The 22,931-nt window shown below is 37.9% G+C and carries 19 protein-coding genes, 5 tRNA genes and 1 other annotated feature; of the genes, 5 read left to right on the top strand and 19 right to left on the bottom strand.

Going from position 1 to position 22,931, the window contains the following annotated elements; all coding sequences use genetic code 11:
• Nucleotides 1-251 precede the first annotated feature (251 nt).
• The 3 genes from clpB to rluD all read right to left on the bottom strand — a co-directional run bounded on the left by clpB (nt 252) and on the right by rluD (nt 4,679).
• Entirely contained in the window at nt 252-2,825 is a 2,574-nt protein-coding gene (gene clpB, locus M997_RS06320; protein ID WP_064719262.1) for an ATP-dependent chaperone ClpB, read from the bottom strand.
• Nucleotides 2,826-2,969: 144 nt separating this feature from the next.
• A complete protein-coding gene (gene yfiH, locus M997_RS06315) occupies nt 2,970-3,701 on the bottom strand; it encodes a purine nucleoside phosphorylase YfiH (protein WP_064719261.1) in 732 nt (243 codons plus the stop codon).
• Nucleotides 3,702-4,679: a 23S rRNA pseudouridine(1911/1915/1917) synthase RluD gene (gene rluD / locus M997_RS06310; RefSeq protein WP_064719260.1), complete on the bottom strand. Its 978-nt coding sequence runs from the start codon at nt 4,677-4,679 to the stop codon at nt 3,702-3,704.
• Nucleotides 4,680-4,814: 135 nt separating this feature from the next.
• Here rluD and bamD point away from each other — a divergent pair, with 135 nt between their 5' ends.
• From bamD to pheA, 3 genes are all read left to right on the top strand, one after another.
• On the top strand, nt 4,815-5,549 hold the full coding sequence (bamD, locus tag M997_RS06305; RefSeq protein WP_064719259.1) for an outer membrane protein assembly factor BamD: 735 nt from the start codon (nt 4,815-4,817) through the stop codon (nt 5,547-5,549).
• 292 nt (nt 5,550-5,841) lie between these two features.
• Nucleotides 5,842-6,177, top strand: a complete 336-nt coding sequence (raiA, locus tag M997_RS06300; RefSeq protein ID WP_064719258.1) for a ribosome-associated translation inhibitor RaiA — start codon at nt 5,842-5,844, stop codon at nt 6,175-6,177.
• Between the two features lie 168 nt (nt 6,178-6,345).
• Nucleotides 6,346-6,461: a sequence feature (Phe leader region), on the top strand.
• Nucleotides 6,462-6,496: 35 nt separating this feature from the next.
• Nucleotides 6,497-7,654, top strand: a complete 1,158-nt coding sequence (pheA, locus tag M997_RS06295; RefSeq protein ID WP_064719257.1) for a bifunctional chorismate mutase/prephenate dehydratase — start codon at nt 6,497-6,499, stop codon at nt 7,652-7,654.
• 96 nt (nt 7,655-7,750) lie between these two features.
• On the opposite strand, the gene M997_RS06290 is transcribed toward pheA, so the two are convergent.
• The 8 genes from M997_RS06290 to ffh form a co-directional block, all read right to left on the bottom strand.
• Nucleotides 7,751-9,091, bottom strand: coding sequence for an anaerobic C4-dicarboxylate transporter (locus tag M997_RS06290; RefSeq protein ID WP_064719256.1), 1,341 nt, complete (start codon nt 9,089-9,091; stop codon nt 7,751-7,753).
• An 861-nt stretch (nt 9,092-9,952) separates the two neighbouring features.
• The gene (tyrA, locus tag M997_RS06285; protein ID WP_064719255.1) at nt 9,953-11,077 is read right to left on the bottom strand and encodes a bifunctional chorismate mutase/prephenate dehydrogenase; all 1,125 of its coding nucleotides are present in this window, start codon (nt 11,075-11,077) and stop codon (nt 9,953-9,955) included.
• A gap of 30 nt (nt 11,078-11,107) precedes the next feature.
• Nucleotides 11,108-12,202, bottom strand: a complete 1,095-nt coding sequence (locus M997_RS06280; RefSeq protein ID WP_064719254.1) for a 3-deoxy-7-phosphoheptulonate synthase — start codon at nt 12,200-12,202, stop codon at nt 11,108-11,110.
• Nucleotides 12,203-12,643: 441 nt separating this feature from the next.
• Nucleotides 12,644-12,997 (bottom strand): 50S ribosomal protein L19, encoded by a 354-nt coding sequence (gene rplS / locus M997_RS06275; RefSeq protein WP_064719253.1) that lies wholly within the window; start codon nt 12,995-12,997, stop codon nt 12,644-12,646.
• A 52-nt stretch (nt 12,998-13,049) separates the two neighbouring features.
• Entirely contained in the window at nt 13,050-13,802 is a 753-nt protein-coding gene (gene trmD / locus M997_RS06270; RefSeq protein ID WP_064719252.1) for a tRNA (guanosine(37)-N1)-methyltransferase TrmD, read from the bottom strand.
• A gap of 38 nt (nt 13,803-13,840) precedes the next feature.
• Nucleotides 13,841-14,386 (bottom strand): ribosome maturation factor RimM, encoded by a 546-nt coding sequence (rimM, locus tag M997_RS06265; RefSeq protein WP_064719251.1) that lies wholly within the window; start codon nt 14,384-14,386, stop codon nt 13,841-13,843.
• 18 nt (nt 14,387-14,404) lie between these two features.
• On the bottom strand, nt 14,405-14,653 hold the full coding sequence (gene rpsP, locus M997_RS06260; RefSeq protein WP_064719250.1) for a 30S ribosomal protein S16: 249 nt from the start codon (nt 14,651-14,653) through the stop codon (nt 14,405-14,407).
• Nucleotides 14,654-14,790: 137 nt separating this feature from the next.
• Nucleotides 14,791-16,152, bottom strand: a complete 1,362-nt coding sequence (gene ffh, locus M997_RS06255; RefSeq protein ID WP_064719249.1) for a signal recognition particle protein — start codon at nt 16,150-16,152, stop codon at nt 14,791-14,793.
• Between the two features lie 167 nt (nt 16,153-16,319).
• Between ffh and M997_RS06250 the strand changes: the two genes are divergently transcribed.
• On the top strand, nt 16,320-17,120 hold the full coding sequence (locus tag M997_RS06250; RefSeq protein WP_064719248.1) for a cytochrome C assembly family protein: 801 nt from the start codon (nt 16,320-16,322) through the stop codon (nt 17,118-17,120).
• A 34-nt stretch (nt 17,121-17,154) separates the two neighbouring features.
• Nucleotides 17,155-18,429, top strand: a complete 1,275-nt coding sequence (locus M997_RS06245; protein WP_064719247.1) for a CNNM domain-containing protein — start codon at nt 17,155-17,157, stop codon at nt 18,427-18,429.
• 54 nt (nt 18,430-18,483) lie between these two features.
• Here the strand turns inward: M997_RS06245 and M997_RS06240 are convergent, their stop codons facing one another.
• The 8 genes from M997_RS06240 to M997_RS06205 all read right to left on the bottom strand — a co-directional run bounded on the left by M997_RS06240 (nt 18,484) and on the right by M997_RS06205 (nt 22,512).
• A complete protein-coding gene (locus M997_RS06240; protein ID WP_064719246.1) occupies nt 18,484-19,227 on the bottom strand; it encodes a hypothetical protein in 744 nt (247 codons plus the stop codon).
• Between the two features lie 235 nt (nt 19,228-19,462).
• Complete coding sequence (luxS, locus tag M997_RS06235; protein ID WP_064719245.1) at nt 19,463-19,978, bottom strand: S-ribosylhomocysteine lyase; 516 nt, start codon at nt 19,976-19,978, stop codon at nt 19,463-19,465.
• A gap of 166 nt (nt 19,979-20,144) precedes the next feature.
• Nucleotides 20,145-21,725 (bottom strand): glutamate--cysteine ligase, encoded by a 1,581-nt coding sequence (gshA, locus tag M997_RS06230; RefSeq protein ID WP_064719244.1) that lies wholly within the window; start codon nt 21,723-21,725, stop codon nt 20,145-20,147.
• 184 nt (nt 21,726-21,909) lie between these two features.
• Nucleotides 21,910-21,986, bottom strand: a tRNA-Arg gene (locus M997_RS06225).
• 48 nt (nt 21,987-22,034) lie between these two features.
• A tRNA-Arg gene (locus M997_RS06220) sits at nt 22,035-22,111 on the bottom strand.
• A 50-nt stretch (nt 22,112-22,161) separates the two neighbouring features.
• Nucleotides 22,162-22,238: transfer RNA gene (locus M997_RS06215), tRNA-Arg, on the bottom strand.
• 95 nt (nt 22,239-22,333) lie between these two features.
• Nucleotides 22,334-22,410 (bottom strand) — tRNA-Arg (locus M997_RS06210).
• A 9-nt stretch (nt 22,411-22,419) separates the two neighbouring features.
• Nucleotides 22,420-22,512 (bottom strand) — tRNA-Ser (locus tag M997_RS06205).
• Nucleotides 22,513-22,931 lie beyond the last annotated feature (419 nt).

Below are 22,931 nucleotides of genomic sequence, written 5' to 3'. Positions count from 1 at the left end.
GTTTTCTGAACCTGACAAGTATTATTTTAAAAAAACTCACCAAGTGGATAATTTATAATCAAAGGCCGTGTTTTAGTATATGTAACAGACATTTTTTGATTAGAAAACCTTCAACCCTATCAATATTCTTTTTGCTTTCATTTAAAATATCCTCAATAGATTTATAAATATAAAAAAAGAGGCTTATATAAGCCTCTTTTTACTTTATGTTGTCACTTTTACTCTATTTAGTAATAGAAAGAGAATTTCAATTACTGTTTAGCAATTATCTTATCATTATCCAAATCTAAGATAACTTCTTTACCTGGTAATAATTTGCCTGACAAAATATCCTGCGCTAATGGATTTTCCACTTCTTGCTGAATAGCACGTTTTAATGGACGCGCACCATAGATTGGATCGAATCCAACTTCACTCAGTTTTTCTAACGCAGCACCAGTAATAGTGACATGATATCCACGTTCTTCTAAACGCTGATATAAACGACGCAACTGTATCTGAGCAATAGCGGCAATATTCTCTTTTCCTAATGGATGGAATACCACGACTTCATCAATACGGTTAATAAATTCAGGTCTAAAATGATGGCCAACAACATCCATGACCATTCCTTTCATCTCAGGATAATTAAGCGTACCAAATTGTTCCTGAATTAAATCAGAACCTAAGTTGGATGTCATAATCACAACCGTATTACGAAAATCAACAGTTCTGCCTTGTCCATCAGTTAAACGACCATCATCCAATACTTGTAATAAGATATTGAATACATCAGGGTGCGCTTTCTCAACCTCATCTAATAAGATGACTGAATAAGGGCGTCGACGAACAGCTTCTGTTAGATATCCCCCTTCTTCATAGCCTACATATCCTGGAGGTGCACCCACTAAACGAGACACTGAGTGTTTTTCCATAAACTCGGACATGTCGATACGTACCATTGCATCATCGCTATCAAATAAAAAGTTTGCTAACGCTTTACATAGCTCGGTTTTACCAACACCTGTTGGCCCTAAGAATAAGAAGGAACCAATAGGACGATTTGGATCAGATAACCCAGCACGGCTACGACGAATCGCATTAGATACCGCCTCTACAGCTTCCGATTGTCCAATAACGCGTCTATGTAGTTCTTGTTCCATACGCAATAACTTATCGCGCTCACCTTCTAACATTCGAGAAACAGGAATACCTGTCCAACGTGCTAAAATCTCTGCAATTTCTGCATCTGTTACTTTATTGCGTAACAGTTTCATATGCTTGTCTTCAGCTTTGTTGGCTTCTGCAAGCTGTTTTTCTAGTACAGGAATTTGACCATATTGGATCTCTGACATTTTTGCCAAATCACCACTACGCCGCGCCTGTTCCAATGAGATACGAGCCTGCTCTAATTCTGATTTAATATGTTGAGTGCCAGTAAGCTCTGCTTTTTCAGCTTTCCACTCTTCATCTAATGCAGAATACTCTTTCTCTTTTTCAGCCAATTCTTCATTAAGCATTTCTAAACGCTTTTTACTTGCGTCATCAGACTCTTTTTGCAGTGCTTGCTGTTCAAGTTTCAGCTGAATTATGCGTCGATCAAGTCTATCTAATGCCTCTGGTTTTGAATCCATTTGCATACGCAGACTTGCACCCGCCTCATCAATTAAGTCTATCGCTTTATCTGGCAACATACGGTCAGAAATATAGCGATGTGATAACGTTGCAGCCGCAACAATTGCTGGATCTGTAATTTGTACGTGATGATGTAATTCATAACGCTCTTTCAGGCCACGTAAAATAGCAATTGTGTCTTCTACTGTTGGTTCGGCAACATATACTTTTTGGAAACGACGCTCTAATGCTGCATCTTTTTCTATATATTGACGATACTCATCAAGAGTTGTTGCACCCACGCAATGTAATTCACCTCGAGCTAATGCAGGTTTCAACATATTACCTGCATCCATAGCACCTTCGGCTTTACCCGCACCCACCATAGTGTGCAACTCATCAATAAACAGAATAACGCTGCCTTCCTGTTTAGATAAATCGTTTAAGACTGCTTTTAAACGTTCTTCAAATTCACCACGATATTTTGCACCCGCTAATAACGAGCCCATATCCAATGAAAGTACACGTTTATTTTTTAAACCCTCTGGTACTTCGCCATTGACAATTCGTTGAGCTAAACCTTCAACAATAGCGGTTTTACCGACACCTGGCTCACCAATAAGCACAGGGTTGTTTTTAGTACGGCGTTGTAAAACCTGAATGGTTCTTCTTATTTCTTCATCACGACCAATCACAGGATCGAGCTTGCCTTGTTCTGCTCTTTCTGTTAAATCCACAGTATATTTTTTCAATGCCTGACGTTGGTCTTCTGCATTTTGATCTTTCACTGTTTCTCCACCACGTATTTTTTCAATGGCTATCTCAAGGCTTGCTTTGTTTGTTCCTGCTGCTTTTAGCATGTCAGCAACTTGACCACCAATTTCTATCGCAGCCAAAAGAAAGAGCTCTGACGAAATAAATTCATCACCTTTTTTCTGTGCCAATTTATCGCACAAGTTAAGATGCTTAATTAAATCATTTGAGGGATGAACCTCGCCACCAGCGCCTTCGACTTTAGGTAATCGTGTTAGGGCTTCATTAACTCGTTCACTAAATTGTGATGCATTAACACCTGCTGATGTTAATAATGGGCGAATTGATCCACCTTGTTGATTAAATAACGCACTCAGTAAATGTATGGGTTCTATAAATTGATTATCGTTCCCAAGTGCCAATGACTGGGCGTCTGCGAGAGCTTGCTGGAATTTATTGGTTAATTTATCCAGACGCATAACACCTCCAAGTAAAATTCAAATTAAAATTTGTCGCTGGAGAATAGATGAGGTCATATTGACAATATTCAAGCTCAAAATAGAAATTTTTGAGCTAAAATATTTATCAATATTTAAGATAAGCGGGAAAAACGTTGGGGGAGTTTATTTAATCCAGATTAATGATGCCATACGTCCTGTAGTCTGTTCTCGTCTATAAGAGAAAAAACGCGACTCATCCGTAACAGTACAAAAATCACCACCATAAATCTGAGTAATTCCATTTTCCCGTAAAATTATTCTCGCTAACATATAGATATTAGCTAAATATTTACCATTGTGGGAAATAAATGCAGATTCAAATAAACGATTTTGTTCAAGAAAAGCTTGGCGAACCTCTACACCAACCTCAAAAGCCGTTGGTCCAATAGCTGGACCTAACCATGCCATTATTTGATGCTTAGGTGCTTTAAATTGGGATAATGTATTTTGTAAAACGCCTTGGCAAAGCCCTCGCCACCCACCATGAGCGGCACCTATCTCACTTCCATCTATTGTCGTAAAAAGTACAGGTAGACAGTCAGCGGTCATAATGGCGCAGACTTTCTTTTCTGTGGAGGTATAAAGGGCATCACCTTCAACTTCCTTATTTTCCTGTGAACTCAATGTTACAACATGAGTGCCATGTACCTGCTGAAGCCATAAAGGCATTTCAGGGAGCTGAGCGTCTTCACAAAGCAATCGTCTATTTTGCTCGACAGATTGAATGTTATCCCCTACATGAGTGCCAAGATTGAGACTATTATAAGGCGGCAAACTAATCCCGCCGTCTCTCAAGGTACTACATGCACCGACATTGTCAGGCTGTGGCCAATCAGGAAAAATTAATGAAGTCATTTACCAATCCATTTCATCTTTAAATTGCTCAGCATCGTCTTTCAATACATTTATCAGATTAACCATATCATCAGGCAATGGCGCATGCCATTCCATCTCAATACCTGAAATAGGGTGATAAAGACGTAGCATCGTTGCATGTAAAGCTTGTCTATCAAATAGACGTAAGGTTTCACGAAACTCTTCTGACGCCCCTTTCAGTGGGCGAGGTCTACCACCATATAGCTGATCACCAATTAATGCATGATGAATATGAGCCATATGCACACGAATTTGGTGAGTACGGCCAGTTTCTAAACGCAAACGCAAACGGGTAGAAGCACGAAAATGCTCCATAACGCGATAATGTGTTATCGCAGGTTTACCCATTGGATGAACCGCCATATGTGTGCGTTTAGTTGGATGACGCGAAATTGGCTCATTAACTAATCCACCCGCTGTCATTCTTCCTGTTGCAACAGCTTCATATTCACGAGTAATTTCACGACGCTGTAATGCTTCAACTAAATGCGTTTGAGCAGGTACTGTTTTCGCAACAACCATTAAACCTGTTGTATCTTTGTCTAAACGATGGACAATACCCGCACGAGGAACATTAATAATCTCTGGGTAGCGATAAAGTAATGCATTTAGCACTGTACCATCAGGATTACCTGCTCCTGGGTGAACAACAAGATCTCTTGGCTTATTGATAACCAAAATATCGTCATCTTCATAAACGATATTTAACGGAATATTCTGAGGCTCCCAGCGGGCTTCCTCTTCAATTAAGGCATCGACTTCAACTTTTTCACCGCCAAGCATTTTTTCTTTTGGCTTATTGATGATTTTATCGTTAACCTGCACTCTATTGTCTAAGATCCACTCTTTTATACGAGATCTTGAATAATCAGGGAACAATTCCGCCAAAGCCTGATCTAAGCGTTGACCAAGCTGTGAATCTGCGACTGTAGCATTAAGTCGTATTTGTTGAGACATAAATAGTTTTCTATTAATTAAGTTAGTGTTTTGACGGCACAGCCGTTTCATTTAAAATGAGTTATAGTGTAACCGATTTTAGGGGAGCTTCACGCGCAGACACCCCAAACCTATTCAGAGGATAATCAATACGTGATGAGACGCATTAAATACCTAGTGGCAGCAGCCACTGTAAGCCTGTTACTTTCTGGCTGTTCCAGTTCAGACAAAGACGCGACTGCGGATATGTCTCCTTCTGAGCTTTATGCAACCAGTCAGGAAAAATTGCTAGATGGCAATTATGGAGCGGCTATCAAACAATTAGAGTCTCTCGATAATCGCTATCCTTTTGGCCCCTACTCACAACAAGTCCAGCTCGATTTGATTTATGCTTATTATAAATCAGCAGAATTACCAATGGCGATTTCTGCTATCGACCGTTTTATGCGGTTAAATCCAACCCATCCAAATATTGACTATGTTCTTTATATGCGCGGGCTTACAGCACAAGCATTAGATGATAGCGCATTACAAGGATTCTTTGGTATCGACCGTTCTGACCGTGATCCTCAGCATGCGATAGTTGCATTCAAAGACTTCAGCCAACTCGTTCGTTACTATCCTGATAGCCTTTATACTGCTGATGCAACTAAACGCCTTGTCTTTCTTAAAAACCGTTTAGCAAAGTATGAGCTGTCTGTTGCGAAATTCTATACTAAACGAGGGGCTTATGTCGCGGTTATTAATAGAGTTGAACAAATGATGCGTAATTATCCTGATACACAAGCCACTCGTGATGCGCTTAAGTATATGGAAAATGCTTATAAAGAATTAGGATTAACTCAAGAAGCAGATAAAGTTTCTGCTTTGATTGCAGCTAATCCAGCTTAGTTATTTCTTTTCAATTAAAAACAGCAGCCTATCGCTGCTGTTTTTTTATTCTTTCGTCTAGTTTATTACTGTGTTTTTACTAATAAGTCTCTTACTTTTCATCAGCCCAACCTTCTTAATATGACCGAAGAAAGCCAACATAACAAGCGCTCTTTTTCAGCTATTTATCATTTGTCACGTTTCTATTACGACTTACACACCTTTCTAACAAAAAGTGATTTTGATCATGTTTTTAATTGTATATCGCGATATTCTGAAGTCATCGAAGGCGGAGTAATAAAGAGGTAACTATATGATTATAAATATTACTAGTAAGCAAATGGAGATTACCCCAGCACTACGTGAACACATTGAAAGCCGTCTAACTAAACTTAATAAATGGCAGGTGAATTTAATCAATCCTCATATCATTCTGACCAAAGATCCGAAAGGCTTTAGTGTTGATGCCAGCATTCATATACCAAATGGACAATTAATTGCGAATGCCCAACACTCTGATATGTATACCGCGATCAACGACCTGTTAGCAAAATTGGGTCGTCAATTAAATAAAGTTCAACATAAAAATGAAGCTCGCCGAGCAGATAATAGCTTGAAAGAAGAAAATTTACTTGTTGACGAAATTTAAATAGTAAACTGAAGTTAAAAACTAGAATAATTCACTGACTCATTTGCCTCTGCGCATCCTCGTGATGCGCTTTTTATTGCTTTTTTCTTGACACTCTCTACATCATCATGTCTGATAGCAAGATGTTAAAAAACTTTATTAACCAAGAAAATCAACTTAAATAATGTTCAATAAATCCTTTTTGCCATTCTTCTTTTTCTTTTTACTCTTTTATTAAGAGGCGTTGTCATTCCAGAAAGAAAAATAAGAACGACAAGAGCCTCCTCCACGGAGGCTTTTTTATTTATTGACGATAAGATGCAAAGGTATAGGGCTTAATATGGAAAAACTCGATTTATTGGCAATCAGAGATAAAATTACAACGCTTGATGCCGAATTACTGACACTGTTAGCAAAACGACGTCAATTATCTGCTGATGTCGCGCAATTTAAATTGAATACACATCGCCCTATTAGAGATAAAAATCGTGAGCGTGAATTACTCGATTTGCTGATAGATAAAGGTAAAAAAGTTGGATTAGACGGTTTTTATATTAGTCGTATTTTCCAAATGATTATTGAAGATTCTGTTTTAACACAACAAGCCATCTTACAACAGCACCTTAATTGCACGCCTAATGAATCTGCAAGAATTGCTTATTTGGGTCCTAAAGGTTCATATTCCCATATTGCAGCTCGTCAATACTCAGCTCGCCATTTTGATAGCATTGAAGATTGTGCGTGCCATAAATTTGAAGATATTTTTACACTCGTCGATACAGGTCAAGCTGACTATGGCTTATTACCAATAGAAAATACGAGTTCTGGTGCAATAAATGATGTTTACGATTTATTGCAAACTACATCGCTTTCTATTGTCGGTGAAATCCGTATTCCTATTAATCACTGTTTATTAACTGCGGTAAATACAACAGCAGAAGAACTGCATACTATTTATAGTCACCCTCAACCTTTTCAACAATGCAGCCATTATTTAAATCAATATCCAAATTGGAAAATTGAGTATTGTGAAAGCACTGCCGCAGCAATGGAAAAAGTAACACTGGCACAATCGCCACATGTAGCGGCAATAGGCAGCGAAGCTGGTGGTTCACTTTATGGTTTACAGCCTCTAGCGAACAATTTGGCCAATCAACAAATCAACGTCACTCGCTTTATTGTTATTGCGCGTAAAGCAATTGATGTATCAGAACAAGTTCCTGCAAAAACAACCTTCTTAATGGCAACAGGACAACAAGCTGGTGCTCTAGTTGATGCATTAATGATTTTAAAACAATACGATATTATTATGACAAAATTAGAATCACGCCCAATTAATGGCACGCCTTGGGAAGAGATGTTTTATATTGATGTTCAGGCAAACTTACGCGATATAAATATGCAAAAAGCATTACATGATTTGTCTTTAACAACCCGCTCATTAAAAATATTAGGTTGTTACCCTTCAGAGAATGTTGTTCCTGTTGAAGTAAAATAATCTTACTAATAAATGAAAATAAGCCAGATAGTTTTTTGCTATCTGGCTTTTTATTTCTTCTGTTTCTTCTATTTTTTATTTCTACTTTATGGCTAATTATAAAAAACCATAAAGTGCAGCAAATACCCAGCCAAAGATACAAGAAACCGTTACCCCGATTAAACCAGGTAAAATAAAGCTATGGTTAATCACAAATCGCCCTATTTTTGTCGTACCAGAGCGGTCAAATTGTATTGCTGCTAAATCACTAGGATACGTAGGAAGAATATAATAACCATAACAAGCTGGCGCAGAGGCAACTATATATGCAGGGTCGATACCAATACCTAAGGCTAAGGGTACAACTGCAGCTAATGCAGCAGCTTGTGAGTTAACAAACTTAGAGACTAATAATAAGACGACCGCATAGGCCCAAGGATATTCTCTTACTAATTGCCCTAATGCTGCTTCTATTTCTTTCATATGCGCCGCGAACATGGTTTCTGCCATCCAAGCAATACCATAAACTGCAACAATAGCTATCATTCCTGAGCGGAAAACTTCATTTTTAGAAATTAAAGAAGGATTTGTTTTACAAATAATAATAATAGCTGCGCCGGCTAATAACATAAACATCTGAATAACGAGTACCATTGATAATGGTTTACCATTAAATTCAGGCCGTATTTCAGAGAATGCACCTAATATCGCCACTATGGCTATCGCACCTAAAAATATCCACATTGCTACCCAGTTTTTCATAGGAAGCTTTTTATCTAATAATGTAGCTGTATCACCATAAACATAATCATGGTTTTCAGGTACTGAAATAAATTCTTGGAAACGTTGGTCTTTATCTAAATCCTTTCCTCTAAACCAGCTAAAGATACCTATTGCTAAAATACCAATAAAGGTCGAAGGAATAGTAATTGCTAATAGATCTAGAAATTCAAGGTGCTTACCATTAAAAGTAACATTACCTAGCATTGCAACTAATGTCACGACGGCAACAGAAACTGGGCTGGCAATAATTCCCATTTGAGCACCAATAGTACTAGCCGCCATAGGCCTCTCAGGTCGAATATTATTCTTAATTGAAACATCATAAATAATTGGTAATATCGTATAAACAACATGCCCCGTACCACATAAAATTGTTAGCGTACAAGTAACAAAAGGCGCAACAATTGAAATATACTTAGGATTTTTACGTAATAGCTTTTCCGCTATTTGCAACATAACATCTAAACCACCAGATGCTTGTAACGTTGCTGATGCAGAAACAACAGCAATAATAACCAGCATTACATCGACAGGCGGCTTACCGGGCGGTAAGTGGAAAATAAAGACTAAAATAACTAAACCAACACCACCTAACAACCCTAATGCAATTCCTCCTTTCCTTGCCCCATAAAATAAACACACTAATATAATGGCTAGTTGTATTATAAAATCCATAGTTTACCCCTTGAATAATACTGCGGAATATAAAATATAAAATAATACAATTGAATATTGAGTATTCTTGGTAAAATCGTTGCTTATAAATTTTAATTTACGCAACTGTTATATTCTATTTTTTGATCACTGTTATAGTTTTAATATAACCCTATCTTTTTTATTCAAATTTAAGATCTCATCAACAAATAATTTATGTTCAGAGACAAACATGAACATTTATGCATATTTAATTAAACGCATTAATAACATTTCAATAACAAAGGAAAATGTTAGATATTTATTACACTAATCAATCCATCAATATATTTTACAAAATAAGTAGAATCATAATGTTAATAAAGATAAGAATACCTGGCTTTATTTAAACCTATGTATCTTCATCTCACCACTAAAAATAAACCCTATTTTTAGTAAAATGAACATCAGTACTTATACTATTTAAAAACAGCAATCCATTGAAAAATAAATTAATTTAATAATAACAGAAGAACTATTAGATCATTTCACCGAAACATATTATGGAGATAACAACTATAAAGATAATTAATTATTTTAAATTACAAGTCATTACCCAGACTTAAAAGACTATTAATCCTTTAGCAATATAGGATATTAAAATGATAAACATTTTATTTTAATAACATTAATACTATTTAGCAGCCATACATTTTCTATATCCTGTTATTCTCATACCACTATGACGAATAATAGGATGTTATTGAATATTCCACAAATAATCGAATCAATTCGCTGTGTTTGGCCCCCTTATGATGATGAATTGAAGAATAATCATTTTTAAATGAAAAAATCCCAATGTGAGATATCAACATTGGGATTTTCATTTAATTCATATTCTGATTATATACGACTATCATTTGCTTTCTGTAATAACACACCACTCTCTTTCATAAATTGTGATGCATAGTCACCAAACCAATTACTGACATTATTAAATGAATGAATAAATTCATCCTTAGCATTTAGGTCTAGTAGCTCTATCGCTTGTCCTAGTGACTGGTGATATCGGCGAATTAACTCAATATTTTCTTGCGATGATAAAATAATATCCGCATAAAGTTGCGGGTCTTGCGCAAATAACCGCCCTATCATCGCTAATTCTAATCGATAAATCGGTGATGAAAGCCTTAATAAACTGGCTAAATCAACGTTTTCTTTCGCTAAATGCTGACCATAGGCAAATGTTGTAAAGTGTCGGAGCGCCTGGATAAAACTCATATTTTTATCATGTTCTTCTGGCATTATCGCTTCTATTTTTGCCCCCCAAACCATTAGCTGCTCTAGCAACCATTCAAATGCTTGATGGTCTCGACCTTCGCAATAGGCAACTACTTGCTTTGCTAAACTCGGAACATCCGGCCCAAACATAGGATGCAATCCCAATACAGGCCCTTTATGCGCTTTTAACATTGCATCGAGAGGTGCTTTTTTAATTGACGCTAAATCCACCAATAAACAGTTTTCAGGCAATGGAGGTAATTGAGCAATAACATCAACAGTTAAATGAATAGGTACACTCACAATGACCATGCCAGCATTAGCAAAAATAGCGGGTGATTTTGTGTTCCATTCATCCGCTTCCAAGCTTTTAACTTGATAACCAGAAAGAGTAAATAAACGAGAAAATAATTTACCCATTTTCCCATTACCACCAATAATGACGATATCCCCCAACTGAGGATTAAGTGTTTTAAACCCTTTATCGTTTTCTTTGGTATAAGATTCTCGCATAACTCGACGCAATACATCTTCAATTAAATCAGGAGAAATCCCTATTTTTTGAGCATCTTCGCGACGAGAAGCAAGCATAGCAGCTTCTCTATCAGGCGCATATATAGGTAAACCATGACGATTTTTAACTTCACCTACTGCTGCAACTAATTGCATTCTTTTTGCTAATAAAGAAAGTAATGATTTATCCACCTGATCAATTTGCTCACGCAAACCTTGTAGTTCTTCTGCCATCGATGCTTGCCTCCTTTCTAATTACGCTTATTAACCGACTTTTTTTAATAATGCTTCACGTTCAGCTAAAATAGGTGAAATTTGCTGATGTAGATTTCTTAACACAGATTCGGTTGTTTCCCAACTAATACATGCATCGGTCACGGAAACACCGTATTTCATTTCACTACGAGGTTGCTCTGATGACTGATTCCCTTCATTTATATGACTCTCAAGCATAATACCTGTAATTGATTGGTTTCCATTAAGGATTTGCTCGATCACAGAATCGACTACGGTAGATTGGCGACGAAAATCTTTACTTGAATTGCCATGACTACAATCAATCATTAATGATGGTTTTAAACCTGCTTTAAGCATATGAGCTTCACATTGTTCTACATCTTCAGCATGATAATTTGGTGTTTTTCCACCACGCAAAATAACATGCCCATCGGGATTACCTTGTGTCTGTAATAAACAAACCTGCCCTGATTGATTAATTCCCATAAAACGATGTGGCATCGATGCGGCTTTCATTGCATTAATTGCGGTATCTAAATTACCATCGGTACCATTTTTAAATCCAACGGGCATAGAAAGCCCAGATGCCATTTCACGATGCGTTTGTGATTCTGTTGTTCTTGCGCCAATTGCGGACCAACTAAATAGATCACCTAAGTATTGAGGATTATTAGGATCTAATGCTTCAGTTGCCAAAGGTAGGCCTAGCTGCACTAACTCAGTTAATAATTTGCGTGCAATATGAAGCCCTTTTTCCATTTCAAAACTGCCATCCATAAATGGATCGCTAATTAGTCCTTTCCAACCCACAGTTGTACGAGGTTTTTCAAAGTAGACTCGCATCACAATGTACAGACTATCACTCAATTCAGACGCCAGTACTTTTAGACGCTTAGCGTAATCAAGTGCCACATCAACGTCATGAATAGAACATGGACCACATACCACGAGTAAACGAGGATCTTGACGTTGGACAATTTGAGAGATGGTTTGTCGTGAATTTGCAATAACATGCAGATCATTGCGACTCAATGGATATTTTTGTTTTAACTCTTCTGGAGTAATTAAAATCAGTTCTTCACTGATATTTACATTATTGAGTGCATCTTTTTGCATGATCATAGTCTTTACCTTTTTATCTTTATCGCTGTCATTGTGATTTTTTCTGTCTGAAAGATAAGATAACACGCAATGTAAAGAATTCAATCCATTTTTAATAAAAAAACACAACAGTGTAAATATATAATTACATTAAAATAATATATGAATATTTTTTCATTTAATTCATCAGTTTATAAATTTAAATAGATTTCAAGTTATCGTGAGTATCATTATAAAAAACCGCAATAATGTAAATAAAAATTTACATCTAATTCATAAAATAAAGAATAAGATAAAATAAAAATAGAGGATTAAAATAAAACATAAGAAGTAAAAAGAGAAAAAAGAAAAAAGAAAAAAGAAAAAAGAAAAAAGAAAAAAGAAAAAACACTAATCAGTTTAAATAAAAAGGCCAGCAATAAGCTGGCCTTTAACGTTAACTCTCGGATGTGCGAAAGCGTATTATTTAGCGTTAAGACGCTCTTTAATACGTGCAGCCTTACCAGAACGCTCACGCAGGTAGTACAGTTTAGCTTTACGAACCGCACCACGACGCTTAACTGTGATGGTGTCTACGACTGGGGAGTGAGTTTGGAATACACGCTCAACACCTTCGCCATTAGAAATTTTACGAACAGTGAATGCAGAGTGCAGACCGCGGTTACGAATAGCGATAACCACGCCCTCGAATGCCTGCAGACGTTTTTTAGAACCTTCAACAACCCATACTTTAACTTCTAAAGTGTCACCAGGACGGAATGAAGGAACATCTTGCTTCATCTGTTCTTGTTCGATTTGTTTAATGATATTGCTCATAATAACTCTCTTACCCTAGGTAAACTGATATTAATGACATTTTTTGTCAGACTTACTCTGCTGTTCTCTGCTGATGTTCATTTTTGAACTCAGCTAACAGCACTCTTTGCTCGTCAGTCAGAGCTAGGCTTTCCAGAAGCTCAGGTCTTCTTAGCCAGGTTCGGCCTAATGATTGTTTCAAACGCCAGCGATTAATATGAGCATGGTTGCCTGACAGCAAAACTGCGGGCACTTCCATACCATCTAAAACCTCTGGGCGAGTATAGTGAGGATGATCCAGTAATCCCTGCGCAAAAGAGTCCTCTTGAGCGGAGTCTGCATGTCCGAGAACCCCCGGAACAAAGCGTGCAACTGCATCTATCATTATCATGGCAGGTAATTCCCCACCACTTAGTACGTAATCACCCACAGACCACTCTTCATCGATTTCAGTCTGTATGACACGTTCATCTATACCTTCATACCGACCACAAACCAGAATTAACTTCTCATTCGTTGCCAGCTCGCAAACACCTTGTTGATCGAGTTTGCGTCCCTGAGGTGATAAATAAATCACCTTTGCTCCATCACCTGCCGCAGCTTTAGCCTGATGAATCGCTTCCCTTAAAGGTTGCACCATCATCAACATACCTGGACCACCGCCATAAGGACGATCATCAACGGTATGGTGTCTGTCATATGTGAAATCTCTAGGACTCCAACACTCCACACTGAGCAGACCATGCTTAACTGCCCGACCAGTCACCCCGTACTCGGTTATAGAGCGGAACATTTCTGGAAATAGGCTAATTACCCCAATCCACATTTTAGTGTCCCACTATTGAGAACCGTTAACCGGATAATCTAAAAACCAGGATCCCAATCAACGATAATTTTTCTCGCTGAGAGATCGACTTTCTTGATAACCTGCCCATCAAGAAACGGAACTAACCGTTCCCCAATACCGAATGCATCTTTCAAATTTGCTTTAATAACCATGACATCATTCGAGCCTGTTTCCATCATGTCGCTGACGACACCAAGATCATAGCCCTTGTCAGTTTCAACCTGACAACCCATCAGATCTTTCCAGTAATATTCACCGTCAAGCTCTGGTAGTTGTGAAGCATTCACGACAATTTCAAAATTAGTCAGAATGTTTGCAGCATCTCTGTCGTCAACACCTTTCAGTTTGACGATAATATCTTGGTTGTGGTGTTTCCAAGCTTCTATTTCAATGGTTTCCCATTGTCCATGTCGCTGAATAAACCACGGTTGATATTCAAAAATGTTTTCGGCATGTTCGGTGGAAGAAAAAACTCTGAGCCAACCACGGATCCCGTAAGGTGAGCCCAACTTACCCATCACAATAGGTTCTGCGGGCTCTTTTAAGGTTATTTGTTCGCTCATTGTTACCACCGCGACAGATTAAGCGCTTTTCTTCGCTGATTTGATCAGGCCAGCAACACGTTCTGAAACAGTTGCACCCAGACCTACCCAATGTTCAACACGGTCAACATCTAAACGCAGTGTTTCTGCTTGACCAGTTGCCAGTGGGTTATAAAAACCTAAACGTTCAATGAAACGACCATCACGCGCGTTGCGGCTATCGGTCACGATTACTTGGTAGAACGGACGCTTTTTTGCGCCGCCACGAGCTAAACGAATTGTTACCATAACATCCTCATTAGTTAATAAAACAACCAGACGCCATCGAGGAATGGAGTCCGGTTGTCATATAAAAAGCCCGAAAAGTTTACTCACTTTGGCGAAAAAAGCAATCCAAAGCGTACTTTTTTTCAGTCTTTTTGGTTTTAGCGGCCAGGGAAGCCCGGTGGCATCATACCTTTCATGCCACGCATCATCTTAGCCATACCGCCTTTCTTCATTTTTTTCATCATACGTTGCATATCGTCAAACTGCTTTAATAAGCGGTTAACGTCTTGCACTTGCGTTCCTGACCCCGTCGCAATACGACGTTTTCGAGAACCTTTGATGATTTCTGGTTTTTGGCGCTCTTTTCGTGTCATGGAGTTTATAATTGCTTCCATTTTCACTAAAACAGAGTCATCCATTTGTGATTTCACAGCATCAGGAACCTGCGACATACCCGGCATTTTGCTCAGCATACTTGCCATGCCGCCCATGTTACGCATTTGTTTTAACTGATCTAAGAAATCATTTAAGTCAAAACCATCGCCTTTTTTCAGTTTAGTGGCGAGTTTTTCAGCCTGAGCTCGGTCAACTTTGCTCTCAATATCCTCGATTAGGGAGAGAACGTCGCCCATTCCTAAGATACGTGATGCCACACGATCCGGATGGAAAGGCTCTAACGCTTCTGTTTTTTCCCCAACACCAAGAAATTTAATTGGCTTACCGGTGATATGGCGAATAGATAACGCAGCACCACCACGCGCATCACCATCAACCTTGGTTAAAACCACACCAGTTAATGGCAACGCTTCATTAAATGCTTTTGCGGTATTTGCTGCATCTTGCCCTGTCATGGCATCAACAACAAAAAGCGTTTCTACTGGGTTAATGGCTTTATGAAGGTTTTGAATCTCCTCCATCATGGATTCATCTACGTGTAGACGACCCGCAGTATCCACCAGTAATACATCATAAAACTGCAATTGAGCATGTTTTAATGCATTGCTAGCGATAGTAATTGGATTTTCTTCAACGGTTGATGGGAAGAAATCAATACCAACGGATTCAGCTAGAGTTTCAAGCTGTTTAATTGCCGCTGGACGATAAACGTCAGCAGAAACAACCAGAACTTTTTTCTTCTTTTTCTCTTTTAAGAATTTACCTAGCTTAGCAACACTGGTGGTTTTACCCGCACCTTGAAGACCCGCCATTAACACAACCGCTGGCGGCTGTGCTGAAAGATCTAAATCAGTGTTGACCTCCCCCATCGCATTGACGAGTTCATTTTGAACAATTTTGACAAACTCCTGACCTGGGGTCAGGCTTTTGTTAACCTCATGACCTACTGCGCTTTCTTTTACTCGCGCAATAAAATCACGGACAACAGGTAAAGCGACGTCTGCTTCTAATAAAGCCATTCGTACTTCACGCAATGTCTCTTTAATGTTCTCTTCAGTCAGTCTTCCCCGACCGCTTATATTGCGCAATGTGCGCGATAATCTGTCACTTAAATTCTCAAACATTATCTTAGCTCAGTGTTAAAGTTGGGCTTGTCGGTCATGTATGCCGCCGATTATATCACGATGGCTCGCAGATCTCTGCATAGAGATTTAATGACTTCAATAGTTGGAGCCGTATGCACCTAGCGCTATACTAGGAAGTTATTCAAACCCTATATGTAAGCGAAACTATGCCCGTTATATCAATCTCTATCGTCGCTGTCTGCGCTTATTTACTCAGTCTGGTGCTAATTCTCCCCAGTCTGTTGCGAAAAGAGCAGAATGGATACCGCGGATTAGCTCTTCTATTTGCGGTCATTGCGCTTGTTGCGCATGCTATTTCATTAAAATTTTTAATTTTCCGCCCACACAGTGGACAGAATCTCTCATTTACCAATTTAGGCGCCATTGTTAGCCTAATGGTTTGCGTTATCATGACTATTGTCGCATCTCGAGGTAGAGCATGGTATTTACTGCCTATAGTTTACTGTTTTGCCATAGTTAATCTGGTGTTAGCCGCATTAATGCCGGGTGAGTTTGTCACCCATCTTGAAAGTAGTTCAGCACTCTTTATTCATATCGGGCTTGCATTATTAAGTTATGCGACTTTGTTAATTGCAGCATTATATGCTTTACAACTAAGCTGGCTCGACTACCAGCTAAAAAATAAAAAACTAAAATTCTCACCTCAAATGCCACCATTAATGACAATTGAGCGTAAAATGTTTCATATCACACAAGTTGGTGTTGTGTTATTAACATTAACTCTCTGTACCGGTTTGGTATATATGGATAATATTTTTGGTAAAGAGAATATTCATAAATCTATTTTTTCTATTATTGCTTGGTTTGTCTATATCATTTTGCTTTGGGGACATTTCCGCGAAGGTTGGAGAGGCAAGAAAGTAATTATTTTTAACCTTATTGGTGCAATCATTCTGACTTTAGCTTTTTTTGGTAATCGTTTATTACAAGAGCTAATGATCAATTAATTTTTTATTTTAAGGTAGCAAAAGGACCTCAATTTTGGAGCATGTTTCAACAGCAACGCTCATTATCATACTTATAGGTATGGTTATCGCATCAGCTTATTTTTCTGCGACTGAAACGAGCATGATGACAATAAATCGTTATCGCCTTCGTCACGCCGCTAAGCAAGGAAATCGTTCAGCAAAACGCGTAGAAAAATTATTGCTGCGCCCAGACAGACTTATTAGTCTTGTTCTTATTGGCAATAATCTTATTAATATTTTGGCTTCTGCCATTGCTACTATTATCGGAATTCGATTATATGGCAATGCTGGGGTTGCAATTGCGACAGGGGTATTAACTTTTATTATCCTTATTTTTGCAGAAGTTTTACCAAAATCTGTTGCAGCACTTTATCCAGAACGAATTGCTTATCCAAGCAGTGTTATTCTTTCACCGTTGCAAAAACTAATGTTACCTGTTGTCTGGTTTTTTAATAGAATTAGTTTAATGTTAATGCGCTTGTTAGGAATAAAATCACCTGTAATACAAGGTAATGCAGTTTCAAAAGAAGAGTTAAGAACCATTGTTAACGAATCTAAATCCAAGCTTTCACAACGAAATCAGAATATGTTGTTGTCTATTCTTGATTTAGAAAAAGTGACAATTGGCGATATTATGGTGCCAAGAAATGAAATTTTTGGTATTGATGTTAACGATGAATGGAAATCAATAATCCGACAATTAACACACTCACCTCATGGCCGGATTGTGTTATATCGAGATACTTTAGACGATGCGATTGGCATGTTGCGTGTTCGAGAAGCGTATCGTTTAATGACAGAGAAAAGAGAATTTACTAAACAAATTCTGATCAAAGCAGCGGATAAAGTCTATTTTATCCCTGAAAGCACACCACTTAATTTACAACTGGTCAATTTCCAGCGTAACAATGAAAAAGCCGGTATTGTGGTTGATGAATATGGTGAAATTCAAGGCTTAGTCACCGTTGAAGATATTCTTGAAGAAATTGTGGGTGATTTTACAACTTCCATGTCGCCTTCTTTAGCTGAAGAAGTATTACCTCAAAAAGATGGTTCTCTTTTAGTCGACGGTACAACCAATATTCGTGATATCAACAAAGCTTTTGGTTGGAATTTGCCAGAAGATGAGGCCCGTACTATTAATGGTATTATTAGCGAAGAATTGGGTGATTTACCCGTTGTTGGCGATAAAATTCAAATTAATGAATATGAGTTTGAGATCTTAGAAGTGCAAGATAATATAATTAAAAAAGCGATGATACGTAATCTTGCCATCCCTCATCATTAGTCCTTTTGATAAAGCACTTTTTTAAGTGCTTTATTTTTTATCTTTCTCTCTCATTTAACCTAATTCAAAACGTAATTTACTCTTACGAAAATCAAATTCTCTAGCAGACGACATATAAAAAGGCGCTATTGCTTGCTCTTGATGCAGGACACTATTTTTAATTAACTGATAATCAGAATAAAAACCGTGATTTTTAACCCACATAACTAAATTAAGTGCGGGTTCACTGGAATATGAATAACCATACTCTTCGCGACGACAGATAAAACAAGCGGTTTCACCTTCATTAATCGTTAGAGAAAGCGCTTTACGTGGAAAATTGGTGATTATAGAGCCATTGGGCTCAACTGTTTCAATATTAAAATGATGCGGAGCTAAGCTACGAATATTTTCATATTTCAGTTCTGTGTTTTTACCACTATAACTGTTGGTTTTAATTTCATTTTTTTGTGCATACCAACGATATTGTTCATCTTCTTTATACAGATAATCTCCCGCTATTTTTATTAGTGTATTAGTTTCTGGCTTGTCAATTTTCGCTAATAATTCAGGATTTATTTGTGATGAAAGGAGTAAGGTATCTGGCTTTATTATTAATTCAGAATTATCAGTACTGCGTTTTACATACTTTTTATGTACGCACTCAAAATAGCGATATTCCTGTGCTTTAGATAATCCCATATAGAAAAATGCATCTTTTGGTAACTGAGTACGTATTGTACTTTTACCAAAAAAATAAAACTCGCGAACAAAAAACTCTAACACGAGTTTTGGGGATGAGAACTGTTGATTTTCCATAATAAAATGCACTCCATGTAGCAAAAATAAATTAAATCCATTATTACCTAAGAATATAAGAAGATTGGAAAATAAGATAATAAAATAAAAAAGAAACAGAGATATGCAATGAGAAAGGCAATAACAATAAAAAGAGAGATCGAATAAATAAAGAGACAATAAATCAGGATGCGAATTTCTTGATCTATTGTCCCCTACAGTATTTTATCTTTTAAAGCTTGGCTATTAAGATTAACTAGATATGTAACTCTTTCAGTGTCTCTTCAGGAAGCGCTAACTCATCATTATGGTTAATACCAATGGTATGAGATAAAATATCGCGTGCAATGTCTTGTGCTTCGTTTAATGAGTGCATAGCATAAGTACCGCACTGATAAACATTTAGTTCAGGAATTTGGTTTTGATCTTTTACTTTCAAAACATCTTCCATTGCAGCTTTCCATGCATTAGCAACACGTTGTTCTTCTGGCTGACCAATTAAGCTCATATAAAAACCCGTGCGGCATCCCATTGGCGAAATATCGATAATTTCGACACCATTACCATTGAGGTGATTACGCATAAAACCTGCGAATAAATGTTCTAAGGTATGAATTCCTTTCTCAGGCATAGCTTTTTTATTAGGTACAGTAAAGCGTAAGTCAAAAACTGTAATAGTATCACCTGATGGTGTATTCATGGTTTTAGCGACACGTACCGCGGGTGCAGACATACGTGTATGATCAACAGTAAAACTATCCAATAAAGGCATAAAAAACCTCCGAAGAAAATTTTTAAATATTTTTAAGAGAAAATGAAACTTTCTACGAGCAACTCTGTCTTAGTTATGAATACGCGCAAAATGTTATCATCCCTATTTCTCTATAGAATCTTTTTTAGCCACACAAATTTTAGTGTGGCTTTTTTCTATCCTAAGTTCAGGAAGCCATACCTTCGTTATTTGGGCCAGCATGGATCTTCAAATACTCATCAAAAGAAATGGTATCACTCTTTTCTAGATCTTCCTGACGTTTAATGGATGAAATTCTCTCATGATCAAACGCATCTTCAGTTAATGTTTCGTAAGGTGTTTTGACCAATTCTTGGTAATACTGTTCGGCCAATGACAAACCATAACCGCCGATACCTTGTTCTTTTATTTTTTCTAATAGTCTACCTGAGAAGGTTAATTCAGGATTATCGAACATTTCCTCTAACTTAAGGCAAACTTCCAGATATTTTGTTCCTGAGCAGCTATCAAGAACTTTAGCAACTCGCTGTAAATCAGCAAATAGTGATTTACCAACTTGGGCTAACGGCTCTTTTCTTTCACCACATCCCATGCCAATAATTTGCCCAGGCTTACGCCCTTCTAGAATAACGTTATTCCAATTTGAACGACAACACGCTAATTCAGATGCACTCATTTCTGGTGCATCCGCTAATACACACCAAATTAAGAATAAATCTAAGAAGCGAATTTGTGTTTCATCAACACCAATAGCCGTAAATGGATTGATATCTAACGAGCGAACTTCAATATATTCAATACCACCACGCAATAATGCATCTGAAGGTGACTCATCGCCTTTTACAACACGTTTAGGACGAATTGGAGCATATAGCTCATTTTCAATTTGCAGTACGTTAGTATTTAGCTGAACATATTTGCCATCTTTTTTGGTACCTAATTTTGCAAACTCTTCAGAAGGCTTATGAATAGCTTTTTTAAGCCCTTTTACATAAGTATCTAAATGATTAAAGGTAATGTCTAAATCACTTTGTGACTTATTGGTATAACCAAGGTCACTTAATCTTAATGAAGTTGCATAAGGTAAGTATTTCGCCCCTTTTGGTGTATTTTCAAAAGGTAAATTAGTTTCTCGCCCTTTTAAGAATGAACCACAAATTGCAGGTGAAGCACCAAAGAAAAATGGAATAATCCATCCAAAGCGATAGTAATTACGAATCAAACGTAAATAACCATCAGAAATGGCTTCTTTACCACTAACTTCATCCTTTACATTCGCCCAAGCTTGCCAAAATTCGATAGGAAGAGAGAAGTTGTAATGCACACCTGAAATAGTTTGCATTAACGCACCATAGCGATTTTTAAGCCCTTCACGATAAAGCGTTTTAAAACGCCCCACATTAGATGTGCCAAACTGAGCTAAAGTAATTTTATCTTCAGCTTCAATAAAGCAAGGCATACTCATTGGCCACATACGTTCATTATCTAAACGGCGTGCAGTATAACGGTGTAAGTCACCTAAAAAATGCAGTGTGTTTGAAATATTATCGTCAACAGGCGTAATAAATTCTAATAGAGACTCTGCAAAATCTGTCGTAATCCATTTATGGGTTAACGACTTACCTAATGCAATCGGGTGTTCTGTAGATGCAAGATGACCTTCAGGAGTAACTCTTAAGGTTTCGCGCTCTATACCACGGTGGATACCGCATAAAACTTTAGGATGTGCTTCCAACCAAGAAAGCGCTTTAGATACGTCCGGGATCAAAAGTGACCTCCCGTGTGATTAAGGTTAATAAATAGATAGGAGTTACTTTATCGCAAAGTCACTAAATTGTCGCTGATTAGATGATGTTAGCGTTATTAGTTGGTGCTAAACAAAGCTGTAACATATTAAGAATTAATAAATAGGTAGAAAGCAAAAAGCCTCGCTTATAGCGAGGCTTTAAAGATGGTGCACCCTGGAGGATTCGAACCTCCGACCGCTCGGTTCGTAGCCGAGTACTCTATCCAGCTGAGCTAAGGGTGCGGATCGTACTAAAATTTTTAAGATAATCAGACTGCTTATAAGCTAAGATGGTGCACCCTGGAGGATTCGAACCTCCGACCGCTCGGTTCGTAGCCGAGTACTCTATCCAGCTGAGCTAAGGGTGCTCTCATTATCTTTTTTTCTCACTTTAGCGATAGCTTAAGCAAGCAATAAATGGTGCACCCTGGAGGATTCGAACCTCCGACCGCTCGGTTCGTAGCCGAGTACTCTATCCAGCTGAGCTAAGGGTGCGCCGTGGTAATACTGTTACTTTACTCTTTTGATGCCCAAAATTCACTGTTAGCACCAAAATAAAAACCCCATACATTAATCATGGGGTTAGAAGATGGTGCACCCTGGAGGATTCGAACCTCCGACCGCTCGGTTCGTAGCCGAGTACTCTATCCAGCTGAGCTAAGGGTGCAAATCTAAATGGCGGTGAGAGAGGGATTCGAACCCTCGATGCAGCTTTTGACCGCATACTCCCTTAGCAGGGGAGCGCCTTCAGCCTCTCGGCCATCTCACCATATTTAGAACCACTCGAAGAAGTTCTTACTGAACATCTCGTCTCTGTGTGGCGCACATATTACTTTCTCAGCCTAAGAAGTCAAACGATTTTTCTCAACTTTTTACGAATACACGTCTGTTTGAACACTTCACAAACAAACTGATGCGTTTATCAGCAAGAAAGCCCCAAAAAGAACTAAACATAATGATATCGCTGGTGAAAAATCATTCAAGTATTTTATTCATTACACAAAAAATTTTATTCACCCGACAAATAATTATGAATCGAATGATTAGCGGTAAAAAGACTTTCAATTCTGTCAATCAGAATAAACGGATAGTGTAATAATAAATACAGCTCAGGAAGAGCAAAGGTAGGAACAAAGAAAGGAATAAAAAGTCCTATAAAGAGAAAAGCGCCCAGACCCGGCAAAAGTG

This window comes from Proteus hauseri ATCC 700826, from assembly GCF_001654965.1.
Classification (GTDB): domain Bacteria; phylum Pseudomonadota; class Gammaproteobacteria; order Enterobacterales; family Enterobacteriaceae; genus Proteus; species Proteus hauseri.
The sequence above is the reverse complement of the archived record's forward strand: the minus strand, read 5'-3'. Positions and strand labels throughout refer to the sequence as shown.

What these genes read in the sequence shown, in the direction of transcription:
- clpB (WP_064719262.1), bottom strand. Translation starts at nt 2,825, where the DNA reads ATGCGTCTGGATAAATTAACCAATAAATTCCAGCAAGCTCTCGCAGAC.
- yfiH (WP_064719261.1), bottom strand. Translation starts at nt 3,701, where the DNA reads ATGACTTCATTAATTTTTCCTGATTGGCCACAGCCTGACAATGTCGGT.
- rluD (WP_064719260.1), bottom strand. Translation starts at nt 4,679, where the DNA reads ATGTCTCAACAAATACGACTTAATGCTACAGTCGCAGATTCACAGCTT.
- bamD (WP_064719259.1), top strand. Translation starts at nt 4,815, where the DNA reads ATGAGACGCATTAAATACCTAGTGGCAGCAGCCACTGTAAGCCTGTTA.
- raiA (WP_064719258.1), top strand. Translation starts at nt 5,842, where the DNA reads ATGATTATAAATATTACTAGTAAGCAAATGGAGATTACCCCAGCACTA.
- pheA (WP_064719257.1), top strand. Translation starts at nt 6,497, where the DNA reads ATGGAAAAACTCGATTTATTGGCAATCAGAGATAAAATTACAACGCTT.
- M997_RS06290 (WP_064719256.1), bottom strand. Translation starts at nt 9,091, where the DNA reads ATGGATTTTATAATACAACTAGCCATTATATTAGTGTGTTTATTTTAT.
- tyrA (WP_064719255.1), bottom strand. Translation starts at nt 11,077, where the DNA reads ATGGCAGAAGAACTACAAGGTTTGCGTGAGCAAATTGATCAGGTGGAT.
- M997_RS06280 (WP_064719254.1), bottom strand. Translation starts at nt 12,202, where the DNA reads ATGATCATGCAAAAAGATGCACTCAATAATGTAAATATCAGTGAAGAA.
- rplS (WP_064719253.1), bottom strand. Translation starts at nt 12,997, where the DNA reads ATGAGCAATATCATTAAACAAATCGAACAAGAACAGATGAAGCAAGAT.
- trmD (WP_064719252.1), bottom strand. Translation starts at nt 13,802, where the DNA reads ATGTGGATTGGGGTAATTAGCCTATTTCCAGAAATGTTCCGCTCTATA.
- rimM (WP_064719251.1), bottom strand. Translation starts at nt 14,386, where the DNA reads ATGAGCGAACAAATAACCTTAAAAGAGCCCGCAGAACCTATTGTGATG.
- rpsP (WP_064719250.1), bottom strand. Translation starts at nt 14,653, where the DNA reads ATGGTAACAATTCGTTTAGCTCGTGGCGGCGCAAAAAAGCGTCCGTTC.
- ffh (WP_064719249.1), bottom strand. Translation starts at nt 16,152, where the DNA reads ATGTTTGAGAATTTAAGTGACAGATTATCGCGCACATTGCGCAATATA.
- M997_RS06250 (WP_064719248.1), top strand. Translation starts at nt 16,320, where the DNA reads ATGCCCGTTATATCAATCTCTATCGTCGCTGTCTGCGCTTATTTACTC.
- M997_RS06240 (WP_064719246.1), bottom strand. Translation starts at nt 19,227, where the DNA reads ATGGAAAATCAACAGTTCTCATCCCCAAAACTCGTGTTAGAGTTTTTT.
- luxS (WP_064719245.1), bottom strand. Translation starts at nt 19,978, where the DNA reads ATGCCTTTATTGGATAGTTTTACTGTTGATCATACACGTATGTCTGCA.